The 23,866-nt window shown below is 74.7% G+C and carries 18 protein-coding genes and 1 pseudogene; 6 read left to right on the top strand and 13 right to left on the bottom strand.

Going from position 1 to position 23,866, the window contains the following annotated elements:
* Positions 1-11 precede the first annotated feature (11 nt).
* Positions 12-659, bottom strand: coding sequence for a hypothetical protein (locus AB0G11_RS45170; protein ID WP_357593156.1), 648 nt, complete (start codon positions 657-659; stop codon positions 12-14).
* 33 nt (positions 660-692) lie between these two features.
* Complete coding sequence (locus AB0G11_RS45165) at positions 693-1,064, bottom strand: DUF5997 family protein (RefSeq protein ID WP_219517953.1); 372 nt, start codon at positions 1,062-1,064, stop codon at positions 693-695.
* 55 nt (positions 1,065-1,119) lie between these two features.
* On the opposite strand from AB0G11_RS45165, the gene AB0G11_RS45160 reads away from it, so the two are divergent.
* Positions 1,120-1,851, top strand: coding sequence for a LysR family substrate-binding domain-containing protein (locus AB0G11_RS45160; RefSeq protein WP_357593154.1), 732 nt, complete (start codon positions 1,120-1,122; stop codon positions 1,849-1,851).
* A 20-nt stretch (positions 1,852-1,871) separates the two neighbouring features.
* Here the strand turns inward: AB0G11_RS45160 and AB0G11_RS45155 are convergent, their stop codons facing one another.
* Positions 1,872-3,560, bottom strand: a complete 1,689-nt coding sequence (locus AB0G11_RS45155; protein WP_357593152.1) for an acyl-CoA dehydrogenase family protein — start codon at positions 3,558-3,560, stop codon at positions 1,872-1,874.
* Between the two features lie 31 nt (positions 3,561-3,591).
* Between AB0G11_RS45155 and AB0G11_RS45150 the strand changes: the two genes are divergently transcribed.
* Positions 3,592-4,308, top strand: coding sequence for a PaaX family transcriptional regulator C-terminal domain-containing protein (locus AB0G11_RS45150; protein WP_357593150.1), 717 nt, complete (start codon positions 3,592-3,594; stop codon positions 4,306-4,308).
* On the opposite strand, the gene AB0G11_RS45145 is transcribed toward AB0G11_RS45150, so the two are convergent.
* Positions 4,298-5,299: a hypothetical protein gene (locus AB0G11_RS45145; protein ID WP_357593148.1), complete on the bottom strand. Its 1,002-nt coding sequence runs from the start codon at positions 5,297-5,299 to the stop codon at positions 4,298-4,300. The two genes, AB0G11_RS45150 and AB0G11_RS45145, sit on opposite strands and share 11 nt — an antisense overlap.
* A gap of 115 nt (positions 5,300-5,414) precedes the next feature.
* Here AB0G11_RS45145 and AB0G11_RS45140 point away from each other — a divergent pair, with 115 nt between their 5' ends.
* The 3 genes from AB0G11_RS45140 (at position 5,415) to AB0G11_RS45130 (ending at position 8,601) form a co-directional block, all read left to right on the top strand.
* Positions 5,415-6,812 (top strand): glutamate--cysteine ligase, encoded by a 1,398-nt coding sequence (locus tag AB0G11_RS45140; protein WP_357593146.1) that lies wholly within the window; start codon positions 5,415-5,417, stop codon positions 6,810-6,812.
* A gap of 65 nt (positions 6,813-6,877) precedes the next feature.
* Complete coding sequence (locus tag AB0G11_RS45135; RefSeq protein ID WP_219517948.1) at positions 6,878-7,915, top strand: zinc-dependent alcohol dehydrogenase family protein; 1,038 nt, start codon at positions 6,878-6,880, stop codon at positions 7,913-7,915.
* An 80-nt stretch (positions 7,916-7,995) separates the two neighbouring features.
* The gene (locus AB0G11_RS45130; RefSeq protein ID WP_219517947.1) at positions 7,996-8,601 is read left to right on the top strand and encodes a response regulator transcription factor; all 606 of its coding nucleotides are present in this window, start codon (positions 7,996-7,998) and stop codon (positions 8,599-8,601) included.
* Here the strand turns inward: AB0G11_RS45130 and AB0G11_RS45125 are convergent.
* The 9 genes from AB0G11_RS45125 to AB0G11_RS45085 all read right to left on the bottom strand — a co-directional run bounded on the left by AB0G11_RS45125 (position 8,485) and on the right by AB0G11_RS45085 (position 21,602).
* Positions 8,485-10,554, bottom strand: coding sequence for a prolyl oligopeptidase family serine peptidase (locus AB0G11_RS45125; RefSeq protein WP_357593144.1), 2,070 nt, complete (start codon positions 10,552-10,554; stop codon positions 8,485-8,487). The genes AB0G11_RS45130 and AB0G11_RS45125 overlap by 117 nt on opposite strands.
* Positions 10,551-12,293: an ABC transporter ATP-binding protein gene (locus AB0G11_RS45120; RefSeq protein ID WP_357593142.1), complete on the bottom strand. Its 1,743-nt coding sequence runs from the start codon at positions 12,291-12,293 to the stop codon at positions 10,551-10,553. Before AB0G11_RS45120 ends, AB0G11_RS45125 begins: the two co-directional genes overlap by 4 nt.
* A complete protein-coding gene (locus AB0G11_RS45115) occupies positions 12,290-14,341 on the bottom strand; it encodes an ABC transporter transmembrane domain-containing protein (protein WP_357593140.1) in 2,052 nt (683 codons plus the stop codon). Before AB0G11_RS45115 ends, AB0G11_RS45120 begins: the two co-directional genes overlap by 4 nt.
* Before the next feature lie 79 nt (positions 14,342-14,420).
* On the bottom strand, positions 14,421-14,552 hold the full coding sequence (locus tag AB0G11_RS45110) for a SapB/AmfS family lanthipeptide (RefSeq protein ID WP_156325919.1): 132 nt from the start codon (positions 14,550-14,552) through the stop codon (positions 14,421-14,423).
* Positions 14,524-17,103 carry a class III lanthionine synthetase LanKC gene (gene lanKC, locus AB0G11_RS45105; RefSeq protein WP_357593138.1) on the bottom strand — a complete coding sequence of 860 codons (2,580 nt, stop codon included), beginning with the start codon at positions 17,101-17,103 and terminating at the stop codon, positions 14,524-14,526. The genes AB0G11_RS45110 and lanKC overlap by 29 nt, the downstream gene beginning before the upstream one ends.
* Before the next feature lie 93 nt (positions 17,104-17,196).
* Positions 17,197-18,321 (bottom strand): histidine kinase, encoded by a 1,125-nt coding sequence (locus AB0G11_RS45100; protein WP_357593136.1) that lies wholly within the window; start codon positions 18,319-18,321, stop codon positions 17,197-17,199.
* Between the two features lie 116 nt (positions 18,322-18,437).
* Positions 18,438-20,132 carry an AMP-binding protein gene (locus AB0G11_RS45095; protein ID WP_357593134.1) on the bottom strand — a complete coding sequence of 565 codons (1,695 nt, stop codon included), beginning with the start codon at positions 20,130-20,132 and terminating at the stop codon, positions 18,438-18,440.
* A 133-nt stretch (positions 20,133-20,265) separates the two neighbouring features.
* The gene (locus AB0G11_RS45090) at positions 20,266-20,700 is read right to left on the bottom strand and encodes a peptidase inhibitor family I36 protein (protein ID WP_219507399.1); all 435 of its coding nucleotides are present in this window, start codon (positions 20,698-20,700) and stop codon (positions 20,266-20,268) included.
* Positions 20,701-20,744: 44 nt separating this feature from the next.
* Positions 20,745-21,602, bottom strand: coding sequence for a hypothetical protein (locus tag AB0G11_RS45085; protein WP_357593132.1), 858 nt, complete (start codon positions 21,600-21,602; stop codon positions 20,745-20,747).
* A gap of 155 nt (positions 21,603-21,757) precedes the next feature.
* Here AB0G11_RS45085 and AB0G11_RS45080 point away from each other — a divergent pair.
* A pseudogene (locus tag AB0G11_RS45080) lies at positions 21,758-23,866 on the top strand (hypothetical protein); the annotation flags it as partial.

Below are 23,866 nucleotides of genomic sequence, written 5' to 3'. Positions count from 1 at the left end.
ATCGCCCCCGCTCATGCCGACCGGTGCGCCCACGAGCCGAAGAGCGTCAGCACCAGGCCGCTCCGGAAATCCGGCGCGGGCACCCGAACCGACCGGACCAGCGGCCCGTCGCCGGGGACGGGCTCACAGCAGCCCTTCCCCGGCGCGTACCGCCTGACGGTCTCCTCCCAGCAGTCGAAGAACGCCCACTCCCCCGCCGTGGAGACGTAGCAGAGGACGCGCAGGCCGACGACGAGACCGGGCGGGCCGAAGGCCGCTTCGACCTCGTCACGGCGTACGTCCCGCTGCCCGGACCAGGTCCGCGCCTCGTCGATCAGCGCGGCCCACTCGCTCTCACCGAGCGTCCCGCCGACCTCCAGGTAGCCCAGGCGGTGGAACTGCTCGGCGTACACCGACGCGACCTCTTCCACGCACCTGCTGCCGGAGCCGAACACCTGGGCGAACGCCCCGGGCACGCCGCACGCGCCGTAGCGGTCGCCGAGCGTCTGGCGGATGGCGGCGAAGTCCTCGTCGCGCTCATCGAGGAAGCAGAGGTTCTCCAGGAACATCCTGGCGACGGTCTCCATCTGGGGGCCGTCCGAGGCGTACATGCCGGCCCGCTTCATCATCGACGGGACGGTCTCCAGCCAGCGCTGCCGCAGCTCGGTTGCCGGACGCATCCCGTCAACCTACCGCGCCGGGCGGCGGGCGGGTCAGGCCTGCTTGAGGCGCTGGGCTTCCTTGCGGACCTCGGCCTGGACGGAGCGCTCGTGCTCCAGCCACGCCGGGTTCTCCGCCTTCAGGGCGTCGATCTCGGCCGTGGTGAGCGGGTCGGTGATGCCGCCCCTGATCAGGCCGGAGACGGACACGCCGAGCTTGGCGGCGACGACCTGCTTGGGGTGGGGGCCGTTGCGGCGCAGGTCGGCGAGCCACGCGGGCGGGGAGGACTGCATCGCGTTGAGCTCGCTCCGGGAGACGACGCCCTCCTGGAACTCGGCGGGGGTGGCCGAGAGGAGGATGCCCAGCTTCTTGGCCGCGGTCGCGGGCTTCATCGTCTGGGGCGTCTTGGGCTTGGGCGAGGTCATGGGGTCAAGGGTAGTCAGTACGGGGCGGTTCCTTTGACATCGGTACCCTGTGGGGGTGACTCAAGAGGAGACGTTCCGGCTGGCGTACTCGCCCGGGGTGACGCCCGCGAAATGGGCCGGCGTCTGGGCCGAGCGGGTGCCCGGCGTGCCGCTCACGCTGGTCGCGACGCCCGCGGCCGAGGTGGTGCCGCTGCTGCGTGACGGCGGCGCCGACGCGGGGTTCGTGCGGCTGCCGGTCGAGCGTGACGGGCTCAGCGTGATTCCGCTGTACGTGGAGACCACGGTGGTCGTGGTGCCGAAGGACCACGCGGTGACGGCGGCCGACGAGGTGACCGTCGCCGATCTGGCCGACGAGGACGTGTTCCATCCGCTGGACGACGCGCTGGAGTGGACGGTGCGGCCGGGGGTGCCCGCGTTCGAGCGTCCGGCCACGACGGCGGACGCGGTCCAGCTCGTGGCGTCGGGGGCGGGGCTGCTGCTGGTGCCGCAGTCGCTGGCGCGGCTGCACCATCGGCGTGACCTCACCTACCGGCCCGTGACCGACGCGCCGCAGTCGCAGGTGGGGCTGGCCTGGCTCACGGAGGCGACGACGGACCTGGTGGAGGACTTCATCGGGATCGTCCGGGGGCGGACGGCCAACAGCTCGCGGGGCCGCGCCCCGGCCGAGCCGGCGGGCAAGCCGAAGAAGAAGCCGGAAGCCCGGCAGCCGGCCCGGGGCAAGGCCGCCCACAAGAAGACGACACAGCAGAAGACGACGCAGCAGAAGAAGGGCCGCCGCCCCCGGTGATCCCAGGCCCTGGCGCGGGGTCAGGCGGTGAACGTGCCGGCGACCAGATCGTCGAAGTGCTCCAGGTCGTCCGCCGCCGTCCGGTCGAGCCCGCGCAGCGGCCCGTGGTCGGCCAGGTGGGCGTCGGCGTAGAGCCGGGCCACCAGCGCCTTGCGCGTCCCGTGCCCCGCGCGTTCCTCCCATCCCGCCTGCTCGACCAGCAGCGCGGCGGCGTACACGTCGGCCATCAACTGGGCCAGGGGATACAGCCGGGCCTCCGCCACCGCGGGGTCGAGCGCGGACCAGGCGATGATCGCCTTGCGCAGGTACTCGACGCGCCCCCGTACGAGCGACCAGTCGCCTGAGGGCGGCGACTGGAGGGCGGCCTCCAGGCGGTCGAGGAACGGCTCGTGAGCGTTCTCGCGCAGCATCGCGCGGCGCACGTCGAGGCAGAGGATGTTGTCGCCGCCCTCCCAGATGGGGTTGACCTGGGCGTCGCGCAGCAGCCTGGCGACGGGCCACTGCTCGATGTAGCCGTTGCCGCCGTGCGCCTCGACGGCGTCGCTCGCGGCGGTGAGGCCGAGGCGGGCGGCGCGGAGCTTGATGAGCGCGGGGGCGAGGCGCAGGCGGGGGCCGACGTGGCCGTCGAAGACGAGCGCCTGGGCGGCCTCGGTCTCGACGATGAGCTCGGCGAGCTTGCGGCGCATGAGCGGCTGGTCGATGAGCGGGCGGCCGAAGGCCTCGCGGGCGCTGGTGTAGCAGAGCGCCTCGACGAGGGCGCGCCTGGCGAGTCCGGCGCCCATCATGGCGACGCCGAGCCGGGAGGCGTTGGTGAGCTTCATCATGGTGCCGAGCCCGGAGCCGGAGCCGGGCCCGGCCAGCAGGAACGCCTCCGCGCCGGTGAACTCGACCTCGGCGGAGGCGACGGAGCGGGTGCCGAGCTTGTCCTTGAGGCGGCGGATGCGCACGCCGTTGCGGCTGCCGTCGCGGCGCTCCCACAGGACGAGGAAGGGCGCGACGGTGTCCGCGTGGCGGGCCAGCACGACGAACGCCGAGCCGTTGGCGTTGGAGGCGAACCATTTGAGGCCGGTGAGCAGCCAGGCGTCGCCGTCGGGGACGGCGGTGGCCTCCAGGGCGGCCAGGTCGGAGCCGCCGGTCCGCTCGGTGAACATCTGGGCGGCCTCGCCCGAGTAGTGGCCGTCGGCGAAGATCCGCCGGACGCGTTCCTTGACGTCGTCGGGGGCGTGGCGTTCGGCGAGGGAGACGACCATGTCGCCGCCGGTGCCGAGCGCGCAGCCCATGCCGATGTCGGCCTGGTCGAGCAGGTAGGTCCAGGCGGCGGCGAGCGCGGCGGGGTCGGCGCCGTGGGCGCGGGCCTGCTCGGCGAAGGCCGGGGAGGTGAAGTTGTCGGCCAGGAGGGCGCGCCGGGCCGTGTGGAAGGAGGGCGGCATGACGACCTCGCTGATGTCGCGCCCCCATGCGTCGTACTTCTCCAGGCGCGGCGGGTTGCGGTCGGTCTCCTCGGCGCACTCGGCGATCAGGCCGCCCATGAGCGCGCCGAGCCGGTCGAGGTGCGGCTCGGCCCAGGCGTAGCCGTCGCCCAGGTGGCGCCGCATGAGCAGGCGCAGCGCCGGGTCGCAGCGCCACCAGTTGCGCCCGGCCGCGCCCTGGTAGCGCTCGGTGGCGTAACGGTCGCTGCCGTCGAACGGTTCGGTGAGATAGCGGCGCATACTCCGGAGTGTTACATATACTCGACACGCGATGGAAGAGCGTAATGGACTGAGTGCCCGGTCGGCGGTGCTGAGCGCGTTGCTCGGCAGCCATCCGCCGAGCCTGCCCGCGCGCCGGCTGGTGCGCATCGGCGCGCTGTTCGGCATCGCCGAGGGCACGGTGCGGGTGGCGCTGTCACGCATGGTCGGCGCGGGCGACCTGACCCAGGAGGGCGGCCTCTACACGCTGTCGGAGCGGCTGGTGGAGCGCCAGGCCCGGCAGGACGAGAGCCGCGCCCCGCACACCCGGCCGTGGGACGGCACGTGGGAGATCGCCGTGGTGACCGCCGAGCGGCGGGCGCCGGCCGACCGGGCGGCCTTCCGCCACACGATGACCGCGCTGCGCCTGGCCGAGCTGCGCGAGGGCACCTGGATGCGGCCCGCCAACCTGCTGCGCGACTGGCCCGGCAGCGTGACCGCGCAGTGCACGCTGATCGACGGCCGCCCGCACGGCGACCCGACCCCGCTGCTGTGGGACCTGGAGGGGTGGGCGGCCGAGGCCCGCAGGCTGGAGGGGGCGCTCGGCCGCGCCGAGGGGCTGGCCGAGGGGTTCCTGGTGTCGGCGGCGGTGCTGCGCCATCTGCTCGCCGACCCGCTGCTGCCGCCGGAGCTGCTGCCGCCCGGGTGGCCGGGCGGCGAGCTGCGCGAGCGTTACGACGCCTTCGACCGCCGCTACCGGCGGCTGCTCGAACGGCACCTCACAGACTGACCCCGAAGATCACCCGCTTGCCGCGGAACTCGGTGAGGCTCCACAGCTTGCCGTCGTGCACGGTCAGGTCCTCCGGGCCGACCGGGTACGGCCTGGCGGTCACCTCACCGCCGCGGTCCACGAGCAGCCTGCCGTTGCCGGAGCTGCCGCGCGACTGGCTGAGATACCAGGTGTCGCCCTGCGAGAGCGCGCCCTGGATCTTCTCGTGGCCCAGCAGGTGGGCGTCCTTGGGCGTGCCGTCCAGCGGCAGGTCCCAGCGGGCGACCCGGCCGCCCGGGCCGTTGTCGTACTCGCCGGAGATGAGCGTGCCCGAGGTCCGGTCGACGGCGGCGAAGGAGAAGACCGCGCCCTTGTCGGCCACCCGCCAGAAGTCGCTCTGCGGGATCACGTAGCGGTAGCCGAAGGCGTGCAGCCGGCCGCCGTGGCGGCCCACCCGGTTGCCGTCGCCCAGGTCGTCCTGGACGGTGCGCAGGTCGAGCACGTGGTTGAGGTCGAAGACGCGCAGCCCTCTGGTGGTGTCGGCCACGTACAGCAGGTCGCCGTGGCAGGTGACGCCGCCCGCGTGGATGTCGATCGGCGCGTAGGCGCCGTCGGGTTTGGCCTCCACGAGCAGCGCGTGCCGGTATTTCAGCGTGCGCGGGCTGAAGAACGTGGCCCTGATGCCCCGCTCCCCCCGCTCCGGCTTGTAGTACCAGGTCGCCACGAACACCGGCACGCCGATCGAGCCCGAGTCGTCGCCGCTGGTCAGGCCCTGCGGGTACCAGTCGAGGGTGTCCTGGTCGCCGGCGTCGAAGGCGTACCACTCGGCGGGGCGCGGGCTCATCGCGCCGAGCGCCGCGCGGGCGCCCCGGCGGACCGCGTCGCGGTTGGCGGCCTCCAGCACCGCCTCCACCGAGGCGGCGCCGATCTCGCCGGCCAGCCTGGCCGCCCCCTCGGCCAGCGAGCCGGTCGCCCGGCGCAACGTGAAGGGCGTCTCGTCCGTGGGAAGCATGTTCCCAGTCTGGCTGATGTGGCGGGGCTTTCAGGGGGGTATCGGCGATCCGGTCCCCCGCGGGGTCCGCCGCCGTGGGAGGTGTCAACCCGCTCCCCCAGGACAGAGGGGGGTGATGGGACGGGATCTGCACAAGGCGCGTTTTTCCGAGGAAGAGTTCCGGCTGTTCGGCGAACGGCTGGAGGAGCAGCTTGGCGTGCTGCGCGGGCTGCTGGAGCGGCCGGGGTTCGGCGAGGGCCCGGTCACGATCGGCGCCGAGCTGGAGTTGTTCCTCGTCGACGAGGCGGGCCGGCCGCTGCCGCGCAACAGCGAGGTCCGGGCGACGCTCGACGACCCGCGCGTGGTGCTGGAGCTGGGCCGGTTCAACCTGGAGGTGAACCTGACGCCGCTGCCGCTGGCCGGGCAGCCGTTCGAGCGGCTCGGCGCGGAGATCCAGGAGACGTTGCGCAAGGTGGACGCGGCCGTCGACGGGGGCGGGGCGCTGCCGATCGGCATCCTGCCCACGCTCGACGCCGACGACTTCACGCCGGACGCGATCAGTGACGAGAACCGGTACGAGGCGTTGAGCCGGGGCATCCGGCGGCTGCGGCTGGAACCGTTCCTGGTCAAGATCGACGACCTGGAGCTGTCGGTGGAGAACGTGATCCTGGAGAGCGCCAACACCTCCTGGCAGGTGCACCTGCGCACGCCGCCCGGCCGGTTCGCCCGGCTGTTCAACGCCGCGCAGCTCGCCATCGGCCCGGTGCTGGCGGTGTGCGGCAACTCGCCGCTGTTCCTGGGCCGGACGCTGTGGGAGGAGACGCGGATCGCGCTGTTCGAGGAGGCGGCCGACGACCGCGACGTGGAGCGGCTGTACCGCAAGGACGGGCGGGTCACGTTCGGCTCCGACTGGGTGAAGGAGGGCGCCTACGAGGTGTTCGAGCGGTACGTGCGCGACTACGACCCGGTGGTGCCCGATCTGACGGCGGCGGGCGATCCGGCCGAGGTGCCGCAGCTCCGGCTGCACCAGGGCACGATCTGGCAGTGGAACCGGCCCGTCTACGACCCGGCCGACGGCGGCCACCTGCGCATCGAGATGCGGGCCCTGCCGGCCGGGCCGTCGTGCGCGGACATGGCGGCCAACACGGCGTTCCTGCTCGGGCTGACGCTGGCGCAGGCCGAGCGCGACCTGACCGGTTACCGGTTCGCGCAGGCGTACCAGAACTTCTACCGGGCGGCCATGCACGGGCTGGACGCCAAGCTGTCGTGGCCCGGCAGGGACGGCGAGTTCGAGGCCGCCGACCTGGTGCTCAGCCTGCTGCCGGAGGCGCGGGCGGCACTGCTGGGCGCCGGAGTCGCGGCCAGGGACGTGGAGGACGCGTTCGAGATCATCGAGCAGCGGACGCGGCTGCGCCGCACCGGCGCGGCCTGGCAGCGGGAGACGCTGAAGGCGTTCGGCGGCGACCGGGAGCGGCTGGTGCGCCGCTACCGCGAGCTGGCACTGTCGGGCCTGCCCGTCCACCTGTGGCCGTAAGGGGGCCGGGCACCGCTCCCACCTGCCCTTGCGCGAGCCGCGGCAGTTGACCCTAAGCTCATGAGATGCGAGCGGTTGCCTTTGACGTCTTCGGTGGAGAGCTCGACGTGCGCGAGCTGCCCGACCCCGCCCCCGCCCCGCACGGGGCGGTGATCAGGGTCGAGGCGACCGGTCTGTGCCGCAGCGACTGGCACGGCTGGCAGGGGCACGACCCGGACATCCGGGTCCTGCCCCACGTCCCCGGCCACGAGCTGGCGGGTGTGGTGGAGGCCGTCGGCGCCGAGGTGCGCGGCTGGCGTCCCGGCGCCCGGGTGACGGTCCCGTTCGTGTGCGCCTGCGGATCCTGTACGGCCTGCGCCACCGGCGACCAGCAGGTGTGCGAACGGCAGACGCAGCCGGGCTTCACCCACTGGGGCTCCTACGCCGAGCTCGTGGCCGTCGACCATGCCGACGTCAACCTGATCGCGATCCCGGAGGAGATGGCCGCGGTCACCGCCGCCGGGCTCGGCTGCCGGTTCGCCACGTCGTTCCGGGCCGTGGCCCAGGTGGGGCGGGTGCGGCCGGGCGAGTGGGTGGCGGTGCACGGCTGCGGCGGCGTGGGGCTGTCCGCCATCATGATCGCCACGGCGGCGGGAGCGCGGGTGGTGGCCGTCGACATCAGCACCGACGCGCTCCACCTGGCCGAGCAGGCGGGCGCCACCCACTTCGTCGACGGCTCGGCGGGCGACGCCGCCGCCCAGGTCAGGGAGCTGACCAGGGGCGGCGCGCACGTGTCGCTGGACGCGCTCGGCAGCCCGCAGACGTGCGCCGCCTCGGTCGAGAGCCTGCGCCGGCGCGGCCGTCACGTACAGGTCGGGCTGCTGCCCGGCGGGCCCACCCCGGTGCCGATGGACCGGGTCATCTCCCAGGAGCTGAGCCTGCTGGGCAGCCACGGGATGGCCGCGCACGCCTACCCGCCGATGCTGGAGATGATCAGGGCCGGGCTGCTGCAGCCCGACCAGCTCGTCACCCGGACGATCGGCCTGGCCGACGCCGGCAAGGCGCTGGCCTCGATCGGCTCCGTCCCCGGCGTCACCATGATCACACCCGGATTCCCTATCTGACATGGCCGCTTTTCAGCGGGGCGCGTTTGGGTAAGGATGAGACGCCCTGTGTGACTGCCCGCCTGACCACGAGGAACGCGATGATCCGAACCTTGCTGGCCGAGGACATGCATCTCGTCAGGGGGGCGCTCGTCGCCCTGCTCGCCTACGAGGAGGACATCGAGATCGTCGCGGAGGTGGACCGGGGTGACCGGATCCTCTCCACGGCGCTCTCCTGCAAGCCCGACGTCGCGGTGCTCGACATCGCGCTGCCCGGCCAGGACGGGCTGTCGGCCGCGGCCGAGCTGCACCGCGAGTTACCGGAGGTCGGGGTGCTGATCCTGACCGGGGTGGGCACGCCCGGCCTGCTGAAGCGCGGGCTGGACGTGCACGTGCGCGGCTTCATGGCCAAGGACGCGCCGCCCGGCCGGCTCGGCGACGCGATCCGGCGGGTGGCCGCCGGCGAGCGGGTGATCGACTCCGAGCTGGCGATCGCCGCGATGAGCCCATCCGACGCGCCGCTCACCCAGCGGGAGCTGGACGTGATCGGCGCAGCGGCCGAGGGCGCCTCGGTGCCGGAGATCGCCGCGTCACTGTTCCTGGCCGAGGGCACCGTCCGCAACTACCTGCACCGGAGCACGTCCAAGCTGGGCGCGCGCAGCCGCATCGACGCCATCCGCATCGCCCGCGAAGCCGGGTGGATCTGAGCGGGTGTGCTCCGCCAGGAAGGCCAGCGCGTCGGCCGCGAGCGCGATGGACCTGCTGACGGCCCGCGCGCCGTGGCCCACGTCCGGCTCGTGGCGCAGCAGGATCGGCCGGTCGCCGCCGGTGGCGCGCTGCATCGCCGCGCACATCTTGCGCGCGTGCATCGGGTCCACCCGTGTGTCGGCCGCCGAGACCGTGAAGAGCGTCGCCGGGTAGTCCACCCCGTCGCGGACCCGGTGGTAGGGCGAGTAGGCCAGCAGCCACGCGAGCTGCTCGGGGTCGTCGGGGTCGCCGTACTCGCCGACCCACGACGGGCCGAGGCCGCTGCGGTAATAGCGGACCATGTCGAGCAGCCCGGCCGAGCACACCGCCGCCGCGAACAGGTCCGGCCGCTGGGTGACGGCCGCGCCGACGAGCAGGCCGCCGTTCGACTCGCCCCAGACGGCCAGCCGGTCCGGGGTGGTCCAGCCGTCGGCGACGAGCTTCTCGGCCGCCGCCGTGAAGTCGTCGAACACGTTCTGCTTGCGCTCCAGCATGCCGTCGCGGTGCCACGCCTCGCCCTCCTCGCCGCCGCCGCGCAGCCCGGCGACGGCCAGCACGCCGCCGGCCTCCACCCAGGCGAGCGAGTCGCTGGCGTAGCCGGGCAGCAGGGGGATGCCGAAGCCGCCGTAGCCGGTCAGGATCGCCGGCCGGGGGCCGCCGCCGGACGGGCGGGCCACGACGAGCATCCGCACCCGGGTGCCGTCGGCCGAGGTGTACTCCAGGCGCCGGCTCTCCACGTCCGGCGCCGGCACGTGCCCCGGCGGGGTGGCCCACAGCGTGGCCTCGTCCCGGCGCGCGTCGTAGCGCCACACCTGCGGCGGCGTGACCGCGTCGGTGTAGCTGAACCACGCCTCGTGCCCCCCGCCGGGCCGTGACGTCAGCGGGCCGATCGAGCCGAGCCCCGGTAGCGGCACCTCGCCCAGCCGCTCCCCCGTCTCCGCGTCGTGCACGCCGATCTCGCCCACGGCGTGCCGGGTCGCCGACAGCAGCAGCCTGCCGCCCTGAAGGACGGTGAACGAGCCGAGCACCGCCTCGGGATCCTCCGCGACCAGCTCGCGCCACCGCTCAGGAGCCTCCGGATCGGCCACGCACAGCCTGCGGCGCGGCGCGTCCCGGTCCGTCAGCAGGTACAGCCGCCCGTCGGGGCCCACCCCCGCGGCCGTGCGCGCCCGCACGCCCTCCTGCACCGCGCGCGGCTCCCCGCCGCGCGCCAGGTCGGCCAGCCAGACGTCGTGGTACGAGGCGCCCGCCGAGATCAGCAGCCAGCGGCCGTCCGGGCTGATCGTCAGCCCGTAGGAGACCGGGCCGCGCTCGAACACCGGCACGTCCTCAGCCTCGCCGATCCGGTGCAGGTAGACGCCCTGGTGGAAGCGTACGTAGTAGAAGGCGTCGCCGCCGGGCAGCCAGGCCACCGGCGAGTAGCGGCAGCCGCCGATCGGGCCGTCGACCCGCTCGCCCGTGGCGACGTCGCCCACGTACAGGTCCGCGCGCTCGTCCCCGCTGCGCGAGAGCTGGTACGCCAGCAGGCGCCCCGCCGGGCCCGGCTGCCAGTCGTCGAGCGTCGTCAGGCCGCTCGGGTCGAGCTCCATCGGGTCGAGCACCGGCCGGTCGTCGCAGTACAGCACCGGGTGCTCCTGCCCGGCGTCCTGCCGCAGGTGGAAGCGCCGCTCGCCGCGCCACACCGGGGCGGTGACCAGGCCGACGCCGCTCAGCTCGGTCAGCCGGGCCAGGAAGCGCTCGCGCAGCGGCGGCCGGGCCTCACGCCACAGCGCGTCCTGCCCGGCCAGCCAGGCGCGGGTGTCGGGGCTGGCGGGGTCCTCCAGCCAGCGGTACGGGTCGCGCACCTCGTGGCCGTGCAGGTTCTCGACGAGGGGCAAGTAGGACGCTTCTGGATATTTCACGATTTTTGTCATGACACGGTCTCCGGTTCCCAATGTCCGGCCAGATCGGCATACAACGGTGAGGCGGCCACCAGCTCGTCGTGCCCGCCCACGATCGCCCGCCCGCCGTCCAGCAGCAGGATCCGCCGGGCCCGCAACGCCGACGTGAGCCGGTGCGCGACCACCACCAGCGTCCCGCCCCGCCGCACGAACGCCCGCTCCACCCGCGCCTCGGCCGCCGGGTCCAGATGGCACGTCGCCTCGTCCAGGATCACCAGCCGCGCCGGCGCCACGTACGCCCGGACCAGCGCCACGAGCTGCCGCTGCCCCGCCGGCAGCGCCCCCGGATCCACCACCGCCCCGTAGCCGCCCACCGCCTCCACCAGCTCCCTGGCCCCCAGCTCCGCCACCGCCCGGTCCAGCACCGCGTCCACCTCGTGGCCCCCGCCGGAACCGGCCCCCCGCACTTCCCCAGCAGCGCCCACCGGGGTCTCCGCCTCTTCGGTGGGGTGTTCGCGGAGGTAGGTGAGGTTGTCGCGGAGGGTGCCGCGGAAGACGTACGCCTCCTGCGGGATGAGGACGCGGGCCGCCGGGTGGACGTCCGGGGCGGGGATGCCGCCGACGAGGACCTCGCCGGCGCCGGGCCGTAGGGTTCCGGCGACGAGCGCCGCCAGCGTGGACTTGCCCGCGCCGCTCGGCCCGACGACGGCCAGGTGGTCGCCCTCCGGGATGCGCAGGTCCAGACGGTCGACGACGGGCTCGGAGTGGGGCCCGTACGCGAACGAGACCCCGCGCAGCCGCACCTCGGCGCCCGGCGGCGTGAGGCGGGCCGAGACGGGCGGGCGGGCCGGGGCCGCCGCGGTGATGCGCGCCAGCGTCGCCGCGAGCCGTACGCCGCTGACGCCCAGCCCCTGGATGAGGCCGTTCAGGGCCGGGGCGAGGGACTGGGTGACGTACGCGAGCGTGCCGACGATGACGCCCGCGCCCGCGCCGCCCGCCAGCAGCCGGGGCGTCCCGGCGAGCACGAGCACCACCGGCAGCCAGCCGCCGACGGCGAGCGCGGCGGTGCGCACCGCCGTCATCCTGGCCAGCGACCGGGCCGCGGCGGCCTGCCGGGCGACGCGCGCGGACAGACGGGCGTCGGCGCGGTCCTCGTCCCCGCAGGCCACGATGTCGCGCAGGCCGCCCGCCAGGCCGGTCATCGCGTCGGACAGCTCCTCGTCGGCCACCAGGAACGCGCGCTGCCGCCGGGCGAGCGCCGGCAGCGACGCCAGGAACAGCACCAGCCCCGCCACGAACGCGGGCAGCACGAGCACGAGCGCGCCCGGCACCAGCGTCGACAGGCCGATCACCACCCCCGCCACCGTGAACGCGAACCCGCGCACGGTGGTGACGACGGCGGCGAACGCGTCCCTGGCCAGCTCCACCTGCAGCCCGGCCCGCGCGACGGCCGCGCTGTCGCGGGGCTCGCGGGCGTGCACGGCGTCCTCGACGACCCGGGTGAGCAGGTCGTCGCGGAACGGCTCGGCGATCCCGGCGACGGCGAGCACCACCTGGCGCGCGGCCACGGCCGCCAGCGCCCACGCGGCGCCCAGCGCGGCCAGCCACACCAGGCCCGTCCCGGGGCTTCCGGCGGCGAACCCGTCCTCGATGGCGCGCGCGACGGCATGCCCGATGAGCACCGCCGGGGCCGCCTCCAGCAGCGACCACACGCCGATCCTCACCAGCAGCCGCGGCTCCCGCCGCAGCGCCCCCCACACCACCCCCCTCACCGCCCACCACCGAACCCGAACCCCCCGCTTTGCCGAGGCGCCAGCCCACCCTGCCCCTGATGGGGAACAGCCGCCCCCCGGCCCTCCCCCGAGGTGAGGGCATCGCCCGCAAGGCGGCCGTCCCGGCGGGGAGCGGGGGCCGAAGGGGCGCCCGCGAAGCCCTCACCCTGGCGGGGAGCGGGCGCCGCCCGGTCCTCCCCCGTGACGGGCGCGCCACCCGGAAGGTGGCCGTCCCGGCGGGGAGCGGGGGCCGAAGGGGTCCCCGCGCGGGGAAGGGTTGGGGGGTGGTCCTTGCCCGAGGCGGCGGGGGTGTCCGTGGGGTGGGGGGTGGACTGGAAGATGGCCCGGTAGGCGGGGTCCTGCCAGAGGTCGTGGTGGGGGCCGGTGGCGCGGACGGCGCCGTTGTCGAGCCAGATGACCTGGTCGGCGCGGGCGGCCGTGGCGAGGCGGTGGGCGACGATGAGGCGGGTGCGGCCGCGCGGGTCCTCGGTGAGGGCGCGGGCGACCTGGCGTTCGGTGACGGTGTCGAGGCTGGAGGTGGCGTCGTCCAGCACGAGGAGCCGCTCGCCGCGGGCGAACGCGCGGGCGAGGCCGAGGCGCTGGCGTTCGCCGCCGGACATGGGGGCGTCGGCGAGCGGGGTGTCGTAGCCGTCCGGCAGCCGCCGTACGAAGGAGTCCGCGCAGGCGGCGCGTGCCGCCTCGGTGACGTGCTCGGGCAGTCCGTCGCCGGAGGGGCCGGGGTACGGGGTGAGGGCGTCGGCGATGGTGTCGCCGGTCAGGACCGGGCGTTCGACGGCGTACCCGATGGCCCGGCGCAGGGTGCGGCGGGGCAGCTCGGTGAGAGGGACGCCGTCGAGGAGAACGGCGCCGCCGGACGGGTCGGCGAGGCGGGCGGCGAGGGCGGCGAGCAGGGACTTGCCTGATCCGGAGCGGCCGACGACGGCGGTGACGGTGCCGCCGGGGATGACCAGCTCGGGGACGGCGAGCCCGGCGGCGGTGACGGACCGGAACTCAAGGGTGCCGGGGGTGCGGCCGGAGGCGGCCCCGCCGGCCGTCCCGGAAGGCTTGGGAGGGTACGGCGGTAAGGGGTGGGTGCCGTAGTGGGGGGTGGGGAGGGTGAAGAGCTCGGCGACGCGGGCGGCGGCGGAGCGGGCGCGGGCGAGGCCGCCGAGGTAGCCGAGGGCGCCGCTGAGGGCGGCGCCGAGGACGGCGTAGCGGGCGGCGGCGTAGAGTTCGCCGATCGTGAGGTCGCCGGCGGCGAGCAGGAGCCCGCCGGCGGCGAGGACGGCGATCTCGACGACGGGCACGACCAGGCCCGCCTGGACGCCGGCGGTGGCGTTGGCGCGCCACAGTCCGAGGCCGCGGGCGCGCAGGCGGGGCAGGGGGCCGAGGACGCGGCGGGCCTCGCGGTCGGCGGTGCCGGCGGCGGTGATGGTGCGGGCGCCGCCGAGCGCGTCGACGAGGCGGGCGGCGATCTCGCCCTGGACCTCCTGGTAGCCGCCGGCGACGGCGGTGGTGGTGCGCAGGAAGGCGCGCAGGACGAGCAGGATGGCGATCACGCCGGCGGCGAGGGCGGCGGCGAGCCGCGGGTCGATGAGGACGAGGGCGACGAGTGCGCCCACGGTGGGGACGAGCGGGGCGAGGGCGCCGGTGACGGCTTCGGGGGCGCGGCCGACTTCCTCGGTGTTGAGCCCGGTGCGGGTGACGAGCTCGCCGCCGGGGTAGCGGCGGGTCACGGGCAGGCCGGCGGCGAGGACGTGGCGCAGGAGGCGCAGGCGGAGTCCGGCGGCGGCGTGGGCGGCGCTGGCGCCGCGGGCCCAGACGCCGAGGCTCTCGCAGAGCATGACGGCGGCGACGACGGCGGCGCTGAGCGCGAGCCAGAACGTCTGCTGGGGGGCGGCGGCGGTGAAGGCGTCGACGGTGCGGCCCACGAGGTAGGGCAGGGCGAGTTCGGCGGCGGCGCCGCTGATCGCGGTGACGGCGAGGATCGCGGGCCAGGGCCCGCCGCGCCGTACCGTGTCGAGCACGAGCCGGTCTGCGGCCTGCATCCGTCGTCTCCTCGGGGGGCATGAAGGTGAGCGGGTCCCCGCGCCGGCACCTGCGGTGCGGGGACCCGTGCCACAGGATCTAGTGGCAGATGGCGACACTCAGGTTGCTGGGCTTGCCGGAGTGACACGTGAGAACCGTGAGCGTGCTGCCGCCGCTGGCCACGTCGCTGGCCGCGGGAGCCTCAAGACCCTGCAGGTCGAGAAGAACCATGTGAAGACACCTCCTTCCGAGGCTCGTCGGGGACAGGCCGCTCGGGTGCGGCCTCAAGGAACGGCAGTCGGACGGTCCGCTCCGCGTGCCCCGTGCCGTGCACGGTGCCGAGGGCGAACAGGACGCCGGCCGTTCCGGTCGCGAAATCCATGGACAGGCGCAGGAGCTGGTCGCCGGGGAAGGCGAGCCCGCCCGCGTGGGGCAGGGCGTGCCAGCTCAGGGCCTTGACGTGCGCGTCGGCCAGGGGGTCTCCGGCGAGCGCGGCAACGATGCCGGCGCGGCCGGTGAACAGCCCGGACTGGACGAAGAAGCCGGAGCGTGCGACGAGGCGCAGCGCGTCCAGCTCGCCGGCGAGCTCGTCGCCGGGGCGGTGGGTGAGGTAGCGGGCGAGGACGAGGGCGATGCCGACGGATCCCTCGTCGAGGTAGGGCAGCAGCCGCCAGCCCTGGTTCACCTGGAGGGAGCCGTCCTCGGCGCGGCGGCAGCGGCGCAGGTCCTGGCGGAGCGCGGTGGCGGCCAGGTCGAGCAGCGCGGTGTCGCCGGTGCGCTCGTAGGCGTGGAGGAAGAGCAGGGCGGGCCCGGACGAGCCGTACATGAGGCCGGCGCGCGGGTTGTCGCCGCCGCTGAGCTCGGGCACGTCGTCGGGGCCGCCGAGCCGGTCGGCGCACAGTTCGACGGCGCGGCGGGCCTCGTCGGGAAAGCCGAGGTGGAAGAAGGTGAGGCCGAGGCCGGACAGTCCGGAGTGCAGCGCCGGTTCGAGGCCTTCCCAGTGCTCGCGCAGGCTGATGCCGATGGTGTCGAGCGCGGTCTGGCGGTGGCCGAGCCGGTCCAGGACGTACGCGATGCCGTGCAGGCCGTCGTAGAGGCCGAGGCCGGAGCCTGGGGCGGGCCGCAGGGCGCGGGCGAGCAGCCACTCCTCGTATTCGGGGAAGCGGCCGGCGCCGGTGGCCTCCAGCGCGTACAGGACTCCGGCGGCGCCGGTGGCGAGGTTGAGGCCGCCGCCGGGCTTGAACTGGGCCACGTCGCCGGGGAAGAGCCGGTCGTCGCGTCCGGGGGTGGCGCTGGCGCGGATGGCCTTGACCATGGCGTCGCGCAGGTGCGGCCAGGGGGTGACGCCGGGCAGCGGCGGGGGCGGGGTCTCGGTTTCGCCGCCGAGGATCGTGGCGACGGCGCGGGTCACGCTCTCGCGGGGCACGGGGAAGGTCTCGGTGACGAGCTCGCCGAGGTGGGCGACCTTGGGCCGGTGCAGCGGCAGCATGATCGTGCACTGGGGGGCGAACAGGCCGAGCCGCAGGCAGGCGAGCGCGTACCTGTCGACGTCGGCGCCCTGCCGGTCGGGGGGCGCGGCGAAGGCAGGGTGGGCGAGCGCGGCGCGGGCGCCGTCGCCGGTGAGGGTGGCCACCTCGTAGTCGATGAGCACGACCCGGCCGTCGTCGGTGAGCAGGATGTTGTCCGGGTGCAGGTCGCCGAAGACCACGCCGCGCCCGTGCAGCTCGTCCACGGCCGCCTCGACCTGGTCGAGGGTGTCGAGCGCCCAGCGCGTGTAGTCGGCGAGGTCGGCGTCGGTGCAGGTGGCGCGGGTGAGCGGGTAGCGGTGGACGAGCCGGCGTTGCAGCGGCGTCCCGTCGACGAACTCCTGCACGAGGAAGTGGTGCTCGCCGAGCGTGAAGTAGCCGCGCAGGCCGGGCGCGGCGCTGAGCCCGTCGAGGCGTTCCAGGATGTCGCGTTCGTGCTCCAGGCGGGCGACGGCGTCGCGGCCGGCGGCGTCCAGCCCGGCGTGCGGCCTGGCCTCCTTGAGGACGACCCGCTCCCCGGTGCCCGTGTCGCGGGCCAGGTAGACGCCGCCGCCGTTGGAGAAGTGCAGGACGCTCTCGATCGTGTACGGGAGCCCGCTCGTGGTGACGGCGTTGCGCGCGGCCAGGTGGGGTTCGAGGAAGCCGGGCAGCGTCGTCCAGGGGGGCACCGTGAAGGTGGCGCCGCGCACGTCGGGCACGAGCTTGCCGCCGCCGTCCTCGACGGCGAGCACGCGCTCGCCGGAGCCGGACAGGCAGTGCCGCTCGGCGAACCCGCCGTAGCGCACGTACAGCGGGCCGTCGCCGTAGCGCAGGTCGCTGAGGATGTACGGGCCCCGCACCCCGCGCAGCAGCTCGTCGAGCTCTTTCAGGACGAGTTCGAGCTGGCCCTCGTCGCGCGGGTAGATCGTGACGAGTTTGCCGCTGGAGGCGCGGGAGGCGGCCTTGGAGTTCAGCATGATCAGGACGGGCGCACCGCGCAGGAACTTGAACGCGATGCCGCGCGGGACGCAGTAGTCCCAGACGGCGGCTATGGCGCGCTCGGCGTCGTCGGCGCGGGCGGACACGTGGATCTTCCAGCCCTGGGCGGGCAGGGGCGGCTCACCGGTGGGGGCGTAATAGCACCAGGTGTCGGTCGTGTCATGAAACCAGCCCTCCGGCACGGGCCGGCGGGGGAATTCCGCGCCATCGGCTGCGCTGTGGTCGAGATTGTCGTAGAACAATCTGTCGGCCAGGCAGTACAGCTCATACTGATCCATGCGTTAGAGATTGCCCGCCAAGCCCGGATTGCGTCTAGTAACACATAACATGACTGATGTGTGGCAATTTAATTCGCATTTGTGAATTTTTCACTATAAGGCGCGTGGGAGAAATACGGTGAATGTGAATTCGCCGCTGCGCAGGGCCGTGGCCTCCAGCCAGCCGCCGAGCACCGACACGCGTTCGGCCAGGTTGAGCAGCCCCTGGCCGGCGTCTCCCGGCTTGCGCGGCGGGCCGACGCCGTCGTTGCGGATCGACAGGCGCACCAGGCCGTCACGTTCCAGCAGGTGCACGACGCACTCGCGGGCGGTGGCGTGGCGCAGCACGTTCGTCACGCCCTCGCGCAGCGCGTGGGTGAGCGCCTCGGCGACCTCCCACGGCAGCTCACGGCACGACACCTTGACCTGGCAGCGCACCCCGACCGACTCCAGCAGCGCGCGGGCCGAGCTCAGCTCCCGCTCCAGCGACGAGCGCCGCACGCCGTGGGCGACCGCGCGGACGTCGGCGGCCAGCCCGCGCGCCAGCGCGAGCGTCTCGTGCACCTCGTTCTCGCACTTGTCCAGGTCGTCGCGCAGCAGCCGCTGGATGAGCTGCACCTTCAGCACCAGGACGGTGAGCCGGTGGCCGACCAGGTCGTGCAGGTCGCGGGTGAAGCGGCGGCGCTCGAACGACACGGCCTTGCCGATCATCTCGGTGCGCGCCTCCGACAGGCGGTGCGCCCGCACGGCCAGGCTCACGACCGCGAACTCGGCCAGCCCGACCACCGGCGCGGAGACCGCCCACCCGAGGTCCACCGACGCCTGGTCGGGCGCGGCCAGCAGCAGCGGGCCGGTGACCAGCGCCAGCGCGACCAGCACGAACGAGCGGATCCGGTCGGCGGCCAGCAGCAGCGCCCCGGCGAGCAGCCCGCACACGGGCGTCCACGCCGCCCCGAACAGCGGCAGCGGCAGGTAGGTCAGCCACGACTGCAGCCCGGCCGCCCACCACCCCGGGCTGCCGCCGGTCAGCAGCCCGAGCACGAACCTGGCGTGCACGGCCAGCAGCACCAGCAAGGTCACCGACCCGGCCAGTTCCCGCCCGCTCCCCGCCAGGCTCGACTGCACCGCCACGGAGACGCCGAGCAGCCCGGCCGTCAGCCCGATGCCGCCCGTCCACAACGGCGACGAGGGACCGGCCGTCCAGGAGCGCGACCGGCGAACGCCACGTGTCTCTTCCACCCGTCCCCCGCCATGCGGCTGACCCGACAGGACCGTACCGTCGCGAGAGCGCCCACCACCCCCGCCTCTTACCCATCGGACCCGACCGGGCCGGTGTTGCACACCTCAGGTCGTGCTCAGCCCTTCAGTTCGGGGAACTGGTCGTCACGCCACTCCGTGGCGGCGCCGCCGGGCAGCTCGGCCTCGCGGGTCCGCAGCTCGACGCGGCGGATCTTCCCGGAGACCGTCTTGGGCAGCTCGGCGAACTCCAGGCGCCGGACGCGCTGGAACGGGTTCAGGTGGTCGCGGGCGTGCTTGAGGATCGAGTACGCGGTCTCCCTGGTCGGCTCGTAGCCCGGGGCGAGCGTGACGTACGCCTTGGGCACGGCCGTGCGGACCGGGTCGGGGGCCGGGACGACGGCGCTCTCGGCCACCGCGGGATGCTCGATGAGCACCGACTCCAGCTCGAACGGGCTGATCTTGTAGTCGCTGGCCTTGAACACGTCGTCGGTGCGGCCCACGTAGAAGATGTAGCCGTCCTCGTCCACGGTCGCCACGTCACCGGTGTGGTAGTGGCCGCCGGCCATCGCCTCGGCGGTGCGGCCGGGGTCGCCCTGGTAGCCGCGCATGAGCGGGACGGGCCCGCGCGCCAGGTCGAGGCAGATCTCGCCCTCGCCCGGCCCGTTCAGCGGCCGGCCGGTGACGGGGTCGACCAGCACCACGGGGACGCCGGGCAGCGGGCGGCCCATCGAGCCGGGCTTCACCGGCGAGCCGGGGGTGTTGCCGACCTGGGCGGTGGTCTCGGTCTGGCCGAAGCCGTCGCGGATGGTCAGCCCCCAGGCCCGGCGCACCTGCTCGATGACCTCCGGGTTGAGCGGCTCGCCCGCGCCGATGACCTCGCGCAGGCCGGGGGGCCGCTCCCCCAGGTCGGCGTTGATGAGCATGCGCCACACGGTCGGCGGGGCGCAGAAGGTGTTGACGCCGCGCTCGCGCAGCTGGGCGAGAAGCGCCGCCGCGTCGAAGCGGCCGTAGTTGTAGACGAAGATCGTCGCCTCGGCGATCCACGGCGCGAAGAAGCACGACCAGGCGTGTTTCGCCCATCCCGGGGCCGAGATGTTGAGGTGCACGTCGCCGGGCCGCACGCCGATGAAGTACAGGGTGGACAGGTGCCCGACCGGGTACGACACCTGCGTGTGCTCGACCAGCTTCGGCCGCGACGTCGTGCCGGAGGTGAAGTAGAGCAGCACCGGGTCGCCGGTCGCGGTGCCGGGGTGCGGGATCGGCTCCCACGTGAGCGCGGCGGCCTGCCTGAGGTCGGCCCAGCCGTCGGCCGGTCCGACGCTGATGCGCGTGTAGCCGCCGGGCACGCCGGCGAAGCGGCCGGTGTCGGCGGCGTTGCAGACGACGTGCCGGGCGCCGCTGCGCTCGATCCGGTCGGCCAGGTCGGCGGTGGTGAGCGCGGTGGTGGCGGGCAGGATGACCGCGCCCAGCTTCATCACCGCCAGCATCGACTCCCACAGCTCGACCTGGTTGCCCAGCATGAGCATGACCGGGTCGCCCTTGGACACCCCGCGGGCCGCCAGCCACGACGCCAGCCGGTCGGAGGCGCGGGACATCTCCTCATAGCCGCGCTCGGTGACGGTGCCGTCCTCCTCCACGATGACCAGGGCCGGCCGGTCGTTGCCCCGGGCGACGGCGTCGAACCAGTCGACCGCCCAGTTGAAGCGGTCGCCCAGCTCCGGCCAGCGGAACTCGGCCACCGCCCGCTCGTGCTCACCGCGCAGCGACAGCAACAGGTCCCGGCTCGCCCTGTAAGCCTCGGTCACGTCCATGTCGGGCACTCCTTCGTCGATCAGCGCTGCGTCTCATCTCATACCGCCGATCGCGATCTGTCACCCGTGGCCCGCCCGTACGCCGGACGGGCGGCCCGGGACGCTCCGGACCGCCCGCGTCGCACCGGCCGCGTCAGGTGAGGATCGTCGTGCACTCGCCCGGAGTCACCCACTTGTGCGAGGTGATCCTGTCGTTCACGATGACGCCGTTGCTGAACCGGTTGTCGGTCAGGTTGTCGGCGTACAGCTCGCCCGCCAGCAGGCAGGTGTGGCCGCCGCCGTGGTTGATGTCCTGGTAGAACTTGACCGCGTCACGCCCGCCGGTGAAGCCCCGGTTCATCACGGACGAGGCCTTGTCGGTGGCCCCGGCGCCCCAGTACGAGCTGTTGCCCGCGGTGGCGATCAGCCGGGTGCCCTCGCAGTTGAGGTCCTGCCAGGCGTACATGTAGCCGTTGCGCGGCCCCCAGTCGTCGTCGCAGCCGCCCGCCGCCTGCGCGGCGGTGGCGGGCACGGTGACGCCGAGGCAGGCGAGGCCGAGGAGCATCGCCGAGATGGTGATCTTGCGCATGGTGCTTTCCTCTCGTTGGGTGGGTGGTGCGTGGACGGTGAAGGTCAGCGGCGTTCCGGGACGATGCGCACCGCCCGCTCGTAGGCCCGCAGGCCGAGCCTGCGGTAGGCGTCGAGGTCGGCGCCGAACCGGTCGCGCAGGCGGTCGCGGTAGTGCTCCTCCCGGGCCGTGGCCACGGCGCGCAGGGAGGTCGCGCGGGCGCAGGTCGCGTCCGCGACGGCGGTCTCGCGCTCGGCCGCGAAGCCGCTGGGACCACGGCCCAGGACGGCGTCCCGGGCCTGCTGGGGGTCGGCGTACGGGTGTCCCGCGGCCTTCATGCACCGGGACCAGGCCCGTATCGCCGCGGTGAGCCGGGCGTCCCGCATGAGGTCGTCGCCGTAGAGCGCGCCCAGGCTCATGGCGACCTTGCTGACGCGGAACCACTCGGCGGGGTCGCCGTACAGCTCGCGGCCGGCCTCCTCCCCGCAGCCGCCGAGGCGTTTGCGGATCTCGCCGCCGCCCGGCAGCCGCGCGGTGAGCAGGCGGGCGCCGCGGCCCCCGTCGAGCGCGGCGTCGAACGCGGCGCGCCGGGCCTCCGGCAGGCCGCGCCGGTAGGCGGCGTTGGGGTCGTCCCCGTCCTTGCCGCCGATCCGGCTGCCGTACCCGTAGGCACGCGCCCAGGCCACGTCGTCCTGGACGTAGCGCACCGGGCGGCTCTCCTGGAGCGTCAGCTCCCGGTCCTCCCAGTAGCCGAAGCCGTGCCGGTTCATGCACTGCCGGATCAGCCGCTGCTGGGCGTCGGCGATCCGCAGCTCCTGCCGCCAGGTCAGCGCCGGCGCGGGCGGTTGCGCCGCCGCCCCGCCCGAGCATCCGGTCGCGGCGGCCGCCATGACCGCGCAACAGGCGATGAGCACGCCTCTCATGGCCCCGAACCCCCGTTTCCCCGTGTCGCCGTGGCCGTTCGCTCCGGTCCTATCGCGGCGGGGCCTGTTCGGTGTCGGTGGCGGGCGCCGAACAAACACATGACGAACAAAGGGCCCTGATGCAGAATGGTTTGACCGGCTCTACGGGGGTGGGCGTGCCACGAGGTGAGCTCCCGCTGCCGCCCGGCGACGACGCGCTGGTGAGGTTCGCGGCGGACCTGCGTGAGCTGCGCCGGCGCGCGGGCGGGCCGACCTACCGGGAGCTGGCCAAGCGGGCCCATTACTCGCTGGCGACGCTGTCGGGGGCGGCGAGCGGGCAGCGGCTGCCGAGCCTGGCGGTGACCCTGGCCTACGTGACGGCGTGCGGCGGCGACGCCGCAGAGTGGGAGAAGCGCTGGCACGCCACGGCGGCCGAGCTGGCCTCCGCCGAGGATCCCGAGCCGGACCTGCGGGCGCCCTATGCGGGGCTGTCGGCGTTCCGGGAGGAGGACGCCGATCTGTTCTTCGGCCGGGAGCGGTTCGCCGACGAGCTGACCAGGCGGCTGGAGGCCGATCGGCTCGTCGCGGTGTTCGGCGCCTCGGGCGCGGGCAAGTCGTCGCTGCTGCGCGCCGGGCTGCTCGCGCGCTGGCCGCACCGGTCGATGATCATCACGCCCGGCGCGCACCCGCTGGAGGAGTGCGCCGTCCAGCTCGCCCGCCTGACGGGCGCGTCCCCGGCGCGCATCCGCGCCGACCTGGCCGCCGGGCCGCGCGCCCTGCACCTGTTCGCGTGCCAGGCGGCCGGGGACCCGCCGGGCGACCTGCTGGTCGTCGTCGACCAGTTCGAGGAGGTCTTCACCCTGTGCCGCGACGAGACCGAGCGGGCCCGGTTCGCCGAGGCGCTGGTCACGGCGGCGCGGGCGGGCAACTCGCGGTGCCGGGTGGTGCTGGGCGTCCGCTCGGACTTCCACGCCCACTGTGCCGGGCATCCGGCCCTGCGCGGCGAGCTGGACCGCCCGCTCGTGCTCGGCCCGATGACGCCCGGCGAGCTGCGGCGGGCCATCACCACGCCCGCCACGCGCGCCGGCTGCGTGGTCGAGCAGGCGCTGCTGGTCGAGCTCGTGGCGCAGGCCGGGGGCCGGGTCGGCGTGCTGCCGCTGCTGTCGCACGCGCTGCTGGAGACGTGGCGGCGACGGCGCGGCAACACGCTCACGCTGACCGGCTTCCAGGCGGCGGGCGGGATCGACGGCGCGCTCGCCCACACCGCCGAACGCGTCTACGGCCGGCTCGGACCGGCCGGGCAGGAGCTGGCCAGGGACCTGTTCCTGCGGCTCACCGCGCTCGGCGAGGGCACCGAGGACACCCGGCGGCGCGTCACCCTGGCCGAGCTCGACGCGGGCGACCCCGGCACCGAGGTGGTGCTCGGCCGCCTGGCGGCGCAGCGGCTGATCACCGTGGACGACGGCGCCGTCGAGCTCACCCATGAGGCGCTGATCCGCTCCTGGCCGCGCCTGCACGGCTGGCTGACCGAGGACCGCGACGCGCTGCGCGCCCACCGGCGGCTCACCGAGGCCGCGCAGACCTGGCGGGAGCTGGACCGCGACCCGAGCGCCCTCTACCGGGGCGTCCGGCTGGAGGCGGCGGCCGAGGCCGGCGGCAGGCTGAGCGCGCTCGAACGCGAGTTCCTGGCCGCGAGCCGGGCGGCCGAGGCGGCGCAGGAGGAGGCGGCCCGGCGCGGCGTCCGGCGGCTGCGCCGGCTGGTGGTGCTGCTCAGCGCGCTGCTGGTGCTGGCCGTGGCCGCGAGCGCCGTCGCCGTCGCGGCCCAGCGGCAGGCGGCCCGCGAGCGCAACACCGCCACCTCCCAGCGGGTCGCCGAGCGGGCGGCGGCGCTGCGCGCCACCGATCCGGCGCTGGCCGCGCAGCTCAGCCTGGCCGCCTACCGGCTGTCGGCGAACGAGGTGACCCGCGGCAGCCTGCTCAGCGCGTTCGGCACCCCGTACGCGACCCGGCTGACCGGGCACGGCGACGCGGTGACGGCGGTGACGCTCAGCGGCGACGGGCGGCTGGCCGCCACGGCGGGCGCCGACGGCACGATCAGGCTCACCGACACCCGCGACCCGCGCCACCCGCGCCCGCTGGCCGCCCTCACCGCCGACGCGGTCTCGGCGGCGCTGAGCCCCGACGGACGCACGCTGGCGGCGGGCGCCGGCGACGCGGTGCTGCTGTGGGACACGACCGATCCCGCCAGGCCCGCGCCGCTGCCGGGTCTGGCGTGCGAGGCCGGG

The organism is Nonomuraea sp. NPDC023979 (assembly GCF_040639085.1).
Classification (GTDB): Bacteria; Actinomycetota; Actinomycetes; order Streptosporangiales; family Streptosporangiaceae; genus Nonomuraea; species Nonomuraea ceibae.
The sequence above is the reverse complement of the archived record's forward strand: the minus strand, read 5'-3'. Positions and strand labels throughout refer to the sequence as shown.

Bases quoted from the DNA above. Each gene is read 5' to 3' on its own strand.
- AB0G11_RS45130 (WP_219517947.1), top strand. From the start codon at position 7,996: ATGATCCGAACCTTGCTGGCCGAGGACATGCATCTCGTCAGGGGGGCG.
- lanKC (WP_357593138.1), bottom strand. From the start codon at position 17,103: ATGGATCAGTATGAGCTGTACTGCCTGGCCGACAGATTGTTCTACGAC.
- AB0G11_RS45090 (WP_219507399.1), bottom strand. From the start codon at position 20,700: ATGCGCAAGATCACCATCTCGGCGATGCTCCTCGGCCTCGCCTGCCTC.
- AB0G11_RS45150 (WP_357593150.1), top strand. From the start codon at position 3,592: ATGGAAGAGCGTAATGGACTGAGTGCCCGGTCGGCGGTGCTGAGCGCG.
- AB0G11_RS45085 (WP_357593132.1), bottom strand. From the start codon at position 21,602: ATGAGAGGCGTGCTCATCGCCTGTTGCGCGGTCATGGCGGCCGCCGCG.
- AB0G11_RS45165 (WP_219517953.1), bottom strand. From the start codon at position 1,064: ATGACCTCGCCCAAGCCCAAGACGCCCCAGACGATGAAGCCCGCGACC.
- AB0G11_RS45170 (WP_357593156.1), bottom strand. From the start codon at position 659: ATGCGTCCGGCAACCGAGCTGCGGCAGCGCTGGCTGGAGACCGTCCCG.
- AB0G11_RS45135 (WP_219517948.1), top strand. From the start codon at position 6,878: ATGCGAGCGGTTGCCTTTGACGTCTTCGGTGGAGAGCTCGACGTGCGC.
- AB0G11_RS45155 (WP_357593152.1), bottom strand. From the start codon at position 3,560: ATGCGCCGCTATCTCACCGAACCGTTCGACGGCAGCGACCGTTACGCC.
- AB0G11_RS45125 (WP_357593144.1), bottom strand. From the start codon at position 10,554: ATGACAAAAATCGTGAAATATCCAGAAGCGTCCTACTTGCCCCTCGTC.
- AB0G11_RS45095 (WP_357593134.1), bottom strand. From the start codon at position 20,132: ATGGACGTGACCGAGGCTTACAGGGCGAGCCGGGACCTGTTGCTGTCG.
- AB0G11_RS45140 (WP_357593146.1), top strand. From the start codon at position 5,415: ATGGGACGGGATCTGCACAAGGCGCGTTTTTCCGAGGAAGAGTTCCGG.
- AB0G11_RS45110 (WP_156325919.1), bottom strand. From the start codon at position 14,552: ATGGTTCTTCTCGACCTGCAGGGTCTTGAGGCTCCCGCGGCCAGCGAC.
- AB0G11_RS45115 (WP_357593140.1), bottom strand. From the start codon at position 14,341: ATGCAGGCCGCAGACCGGCTCGTGCTCGACACGGTACGGCGCGGCGGG.
- AB0G11_RS45145 (WP_357593148.1), bottom strand. From the start codon at position 5,299: ATGCTTCCCACGGACGAGACGCCCTTCACGTTGCGCCGGGCGACCGGC.